The 5,496-nt window shown below is 61.7% G+C and carries 6 protein-coding genes; 5 read left to right on the top strand and 1 reads right to left on the bottom strand.

The features are described from left to right. The 5 genes from OQK_RS31305 to OQK_RS14580 all read left to right on the top strand — a co-directional run. Positions 1 to 1,205 (top strand): class I tRNA ligase family protein (locus OQK_RS31305; protein ID WP_038860959.1); only part of this gene is annotated, 1,205 nt, incomplete at its 5' end. An 88-nt stretch (positions 1,206 to 1,293) separates the two neighbouring features. Next, positions 1,294 to 1,899, top strand: coding sequence for an LPS-assembly lipoprotein LptE (locus tag OQK_RS14595; protein WP_016773037.1), 606 nt, complete (start codon positions 1,294 to 1,296; stop codon positions 1,897 to 1,899). Between the two features lie 39 nt (positions 1,900 to 1,938). After that, positions 1,939 to 2,976: a DNA polymerase III subunit delta gene (holA, locus tag OQK_RS14590; RefSeq protein ID WP_016773036.1), complete on the top strand. Its 1,038-nt coding sequence runs from the start codon at positions 1,939 to 1,941 to the stop codon at positions 2,974 to 2,976. A 182-nt stretch (positions 2,977 to 3,158) separates the two neighbouring features. Continuing rightward, positions 3,159 to 3,323 (top strand): alternative ribosome rescue factor ArfA, encoded by a 165-nt coding sequence (gene arfA, locus OQK_RS14585; RefSeq protein WP_016773035.1) that lies wholly within the window; start codon positions 3,159 to 3,161, stop codon positions 3,321 to 3,323. Positions 3,324 to 3,383: 60 nt separating this feature from the next. Continuing rightward, entirely contained in the window at positions 3,384 to 4,706 is a 1,323-nt protein-coding gene (locus tag OQK_RS14580; protein WP_016773034.1) for a lytic murein transglycosylase, read from the top strand. 96 nt (positions 4,707 to 4,802) lie between these two features. Here the strand turns inward: OQK_RS14580 and OQK_RS14575 are convergent. Beyond that, a partial coding sequence (locus OQK_RS14575; protein WP_016773033.1) for a S66 peptidase family protein occupies positions 4,803 to 5,496 on the bottom strand: 694 nt, incomplete at its 5' end.

Raw genomic sequence — 5,496 nt, 5'->3', positions numbered from 1 at the left:
CCGGTTCGCCGCTGGCGCGCATGCCCGAGTTCTACGAGTGCAGCTGCCCGAAATGCGGCGCGCCGGCCAAGCGTGAAACAGACACCATGGACACCTTCGTCGAGTCGTCGTGGTACTACGCCCGCTACGCCTCGCCGCACTTCGAGGGCGGTTTGGTGGAGAAATCCGCAGCCGATCACTGGCTGCCGGTGGATCAGTACATCGGTGGTATCGAACACGCCATTCTGCACCTGCTCTACGCGCGCTTCTTCCACAAACTGATGCGTGACGAAGGTCTGGTCAGCTCCAATGAGCCGTTCAAGAACCTGCTGACCCAGGGCATGGTGATCGCCGAGACTTACTATCGTCGCGAAGCCAATGGTGCCTACACCTGGTTCAACCCGGCAGACGTGGAACTTGAGCGTGACAGCAAAGCCAAGGTGATCAGCGCCAAGCTGAAATCCGACGGCCTGCCGGTGGAAATCGGCGGTACCGAGAAGATGGCCAAGTCGAAGAACAACGGCGTCGACCCGCAGTCGATGATCGACCAGTTCGGCGCCGACACCTGCCGCCTGTTCATGATGTTCGCCTCGCCGCCTGACATGAGCGCGGAATGGTCCGACTCCGGCGTTGAAGGTTCGCACCGTTTCCTCAAGCGCGTCTGGCGTCTGGCGCAAGCCCACGTCACCCAGGGTCTGCCGGGCAAACTGGATATCGCCACTCTGAACGACGAGCAGAAAACCGTGCGTCGTGCGATTCACCTGGCGATCAAGCAGGCCAGCCATGACGTCGGCCAGAACCACAAATTCAACACGGCCATCGCTCAGGTGATGACGCTGATGAACGTGCTGGAAAAAGCCGCCCAAGGCACCGAACAGGACCGTGCGCTGCTGCACGTAGGTCTGGAAGCGGTGACCCTGCTGCTGGCACCGATCACCCCGCACATCAGCCACGAACTGTGGAAGCAGTTGGGTCACGCCGATGCGGTGATCGATGCAGGCTGGCCGGCCGTGGACGAAAGTGCCTTGGTGCAGGACAACCTGACCCTGGTCATTCAGGTCAACGGCAAGCTGCGCGGGCAGATCGAAATGCCGGCCAGCGCCACCCGCGAAGAGATCGAAGCCGCCGCACGCATCAACGAAAACGTGCTGCGCTTCGTCGACGGCCTGACCATTCGCAAAGTGATCGTGGTGCCGGGCAAACTGGTCAACATCGTCGCCAGCTAAATTGGATCGGCTGCCAGGCTCGCCTGGCAGCCAGTAAAACCTTTCGGGCCGCAGAGTCGGCTCACCTGGTTTCAAGGGGAGCAACACAATGATTAAACGCAATCTGCTGGTGATGGGCCTCGCCGTTCTGCTGAGCGCCTGCGGTTTCCAGTTGCGTGGTACCGGCACCAACGAACTGTCGATCAAGGAAATCGACCTGAGCGCGCGTAACGCTTATGGCGAAACCGTAAGACAGCTGCGTCAGACGCTGGAGTCCAGCGGCGTCAAGGTCTACACAGGCGCGCCGTACAAGCTGTATCTGGCTGACGAACAGGAAAGCCAGCGCATTCTCAGCTATGCCGGTGCCGGGCGCACAGGCGAGTATCAGGTCAACACTGTGCTGAGCTATGACATCCGCGGCGACAAAGACCTGTCCCTGCTTAGCGACAAGCTCGAAGTGCAGAAGGTGTTCATTCACGACGGCAACAACCTCGTCGGCTCCGATCAGGAAGCCAACGACGCCCGTCATGAAATCCGTCGCGAGCTGGTGCAGCGCATGATGCTGCGCCTGTCGCAGCTGACCCCGGGCCAGTTGCAGCAACTGCAGCAAACCGCCAACGACCGCGCCAAGGCTGAAGCCGATGCGCTGGAAGCGGCGCAAAAGGCTGAGGCGGAAACTCCGCGTCAGTCGCCGCTCGAAATCCCGCAGCAGTAAGACGGTCGGGGCGCTCAGGCGCCCCGCTCGCCCTTCTTTATGAAGCTCGCACCCGCGCAACTCGGCAAACACCTGCAAGGCGCACTCGCGCCGGTCTACATCATCAGCGGCGATGATCCGTTGCTGTGTCAGGAAGCCGCTGACGCCATCCGCACCGCTGCCCGTCAGCAAGGTTTCGACGAACGCCAAGTGTTCGCCGCTGACGCCAATTTCGATTGGGGTACGTTGTTGCAGGCCGGCGCAAGCATGTCGCTGTTCGCCGAAAAACGCCTGCTGGAACTGCGCCTGCCGTCCGGTAAACCTGGCGACAAAGGCGCCGCTGCGCTGATCGAATACTGCTCACGCCCCGCTGAAGACACTGTCCTGCTGATCAGCTTGCCGAAGCTCGATGGCAGCGCGCAGAAAACCAAGTGGGGCAAGGCACTGGTCGAAGGCCAACAGACCCAGTTTGTGCAGATCTGGCCGGTGGATGCCAATCAGCTGCCGAGCTGGATTCGTCAGCGCCTGTCCCAGGCAGGCTTGTCGGCCAGTCAGGACGCGGTCGAATTGATTGCCGCGCGTGTCGAAGGCAACCTGCTCGCCGCCGCCCAGGAAATCGAAAAGCTCAAACTGATGGCCGAAGGTGGGCAGATCACCGTTGAAACCGTGCAGGCCGCCGTGGCCGACAGTGCCCGGTTCGACGTGTTCGGCCTGACCGACGCGGTACTCAACGGCGAACCGGCCCACGCCTTGCGCATGCTTGAGGGTTTGCGCGGCGAAGGCGTCGAACCGCCGGTGATCCTCTGGGCACTGGCGCGGGAGTTGCGCCTGTTGGCCAACATTTCCCTGCAATACAGCCAGGGCACGCCACTGGACAAGTGTTTCAGCCAGTCGAAACCGCCGGTCTGGGACAAGCGCAAGCCGCTGATGAGCAAGGCTTTGCAACGCTACTCGGCGCAACGCTGGGCGCAACTGCTGCTCGAAGCGCAGCGTATCGATGCGCAGATCAAGGGCCAGGCGGCGGGTTCGCCGTGGATGAGCTTGAGTCGTCTGGCGTTGTTGATGGCAGGCCAGCGCCTGACACTTCCTGCCGAATAACCTGTTTCCCGCATAACGGCCATTCGCGAGCAAGCTCGCTCCCACATTGAAATGCATTCCAAATGTGGGAGCGGGCTTGCTCGCGAAAGCGCCAGAACATTCCTACACAACAGGCACTGGACAGACGCCCAACATCGGCAGATTATTTGCCGCGCCAAACCCACTCAATCCAGAGAACCCTCATGAGCAAAAAGCCAGCAAAGCATGGCCCCAACAAGGCCAAATCCATCGTCGCCCAGCCCTTGTTCCGCAGCCGCCAGGAACGACCCGCCAAGGGCAAAGGCAGCTACCGCCGCGAAGCCTTCCGGTCTGACAACCGGGAGGCTTTTTACTTTCTGGCTGCCTGAAGCGCACTACCCCTCGCTCATGTTAAGGTCTGCACCTGATTCGTTTCCCTGGAACTGTGCATGCCCCCAAGTCTTTCCCGTCGTTGGCCCGTGCGCCAATTGATCGCTGCCTCCAGCTTCATCCTGCTTGTCGCCTGCGCGGAAAAACCCACCGCCGCCGATGCACAACCGCTTCAAGCCGCCCCGGTTACCACGGCCCCAGCGATTATTCCGCCGGTAGTGCCGTCCGCCGACCCGCTCGATATTCAACCGACCCAGACCTTTGCCGAATGGCAGGCGGGCTTCCGCAAGGACGCCCTCGCCGCCGGGATTCGCCCCGAGCTGTTCGATCAGGCATTTGCCAACATCAGCTTCGACGCCAGCGTGATCCGTGCCGATCGCAGTCAGCCGGAATTTTCCCGCCCGGTGTGGGAATACCTCGACGGTGCGCTGTCGCCACTGCGCGTCCGCAAAGGCCAAGCGCTGATCAATCAGTACGCCGACATTCTGCAAAGCATCGAGCAGCGTTATGGCGTTGATCGCCAGGCGCTGGTGTCGGTGTGGGGCATGGAAAGCAATTTCGGTCAGTTTCAGGGCAGCAAGTCGGTGATCAACTCGCTGGCCACCCTTGCCTACGAAGGCCGTCGTCCTGGCTTTGCTCACGCGCAACTGATCGCCGCCCTGCAGATTCTGCAACAGGGCGATATCACCCCGGAGAAGATGCTCGGTTCCTGGGCCGGCGCGATGGGCCAGACCCAGTTCATTCCGACCACTTACAACACCCACGCCGTGGACTTTGACGGTGACGGTCGCCGCGACATCTGGGGCAGCCCGGCCGATGCGCTGGCCTCCACCGCGCATTATCTGCAAAGCTCGGGCTGGCAACGCGGCCAGCCGTGGGGTTTCGAAGTGCAATTGCCGAGCGGTTTCAACTACACGCTGGCCGATGGCGCGATTCGTAAAAGCGTCGCCGAATGGCGGCAACTGGGCGTGAACCTGCCCAATGGCGCGCAGGTGCCAGCCGGTTCCGAACAACTGTCGGCCGCCCTGCTGCTGCCGGCCGGTTATCGCGGCCCGGCGTTCCTGATCCTCGACAACTTCCGGGCGATTCTCAAGTACAACAATTCGTCGTCGTATGCGCTGGCGGTGAGCCTGTTGTCCGAGCGCTTTGAAGGCGCGGGCCTGATCAATGGCGACTGGCCGAAAGATGATCTGCCGCTGAGCCGCACCGAGCGCATCGAACTGCAGACGCTATTAAGCGCGCGTAATTACGACGCCGGCACAGCGGACGGGATTATCGGCGCCAATACCCGCAAGGCCATTCGCAGTGCCCAGCAGGCGCTGGGCTGGCCGGCGGATGGGTATCCGACGCACAAGTTGCTTGAGAGCCTGCGCGCCCAATAGAGCAAATCAAAAGATCGCAGCCTTCGGCAGCTCCTACAGGACGATCATCAATCCCATGTAGGAGCTGCCGAAGGCTGCGATCTTTTGCCTCCCGAATTATCGGATGACCACATCCTGCTCCAGCAGCAACTCCTGCTTCCCCGCATCCAGGCGCACCAGCGCGCCCAACGGCAGTGTCAGGTTCGGGTCGCAATGGCCACTGCGCCAACCCGACAGCACCGGAATCCGCAACGGCTCAAAGGTTTGCTTGAGCAGCCGATTCAGCGCGTCGACCTCCACCCCGGCGATATCACCGACCAGCACACCGCGCAGTCGGGCCAGCTTGCCGGCCAGGCGCATCTGGGTCAGCAGGCGATCAATGCGATACAGCGGCTCGTTGATGTCCTCGATGAACAGAACTGCGCCTTCGACATCAATCTCGTAGGGCGTGCCGAGGGTTGCAGCAATCATTGCCAGGTTGCCGCCGAGCAAACGCCCGTGAGCGATGCCCGGTTCGACGGTGGATAACGGATAAGCCGCCGGATGGCTCAATACACTCCCTGACTTCAGTTGCCCGCGCAGCATAGCGAAGAATGACGTGACGGTCGGCGGCTCCTTGTCGCCGAGCAGGTCGGCATTGAGCAGCGGGCCGTGAAAGGTCACAAACCCGGCGTAGCGACTGATGGCCAGGTGCAGCGCGGTGATGTCGCTATAGCCGACAAACGGCTTGGCATGCCGGCTGAGCAGGTCGTAATCGATTCGGTCCAGCAGACGCGGCGTGCCGTAGCCGCCGCGCAGGCAAATGATCGCG

Origin of the sequence: Pseudomonas sp. R62 (genome assembly GCF_000257605.1) — a bacterium.
Classification (GTDB): Bacteria; Pseudomonadota; Gammaproteobacteria; order Pseudomonadales; family Pseudomonadaceae; genus Aquipseudomonas; species Aquipseudomonas atacamensis.
This window is presented reverse-complemented; position numbering and strand designations above follow the sequence as displayed.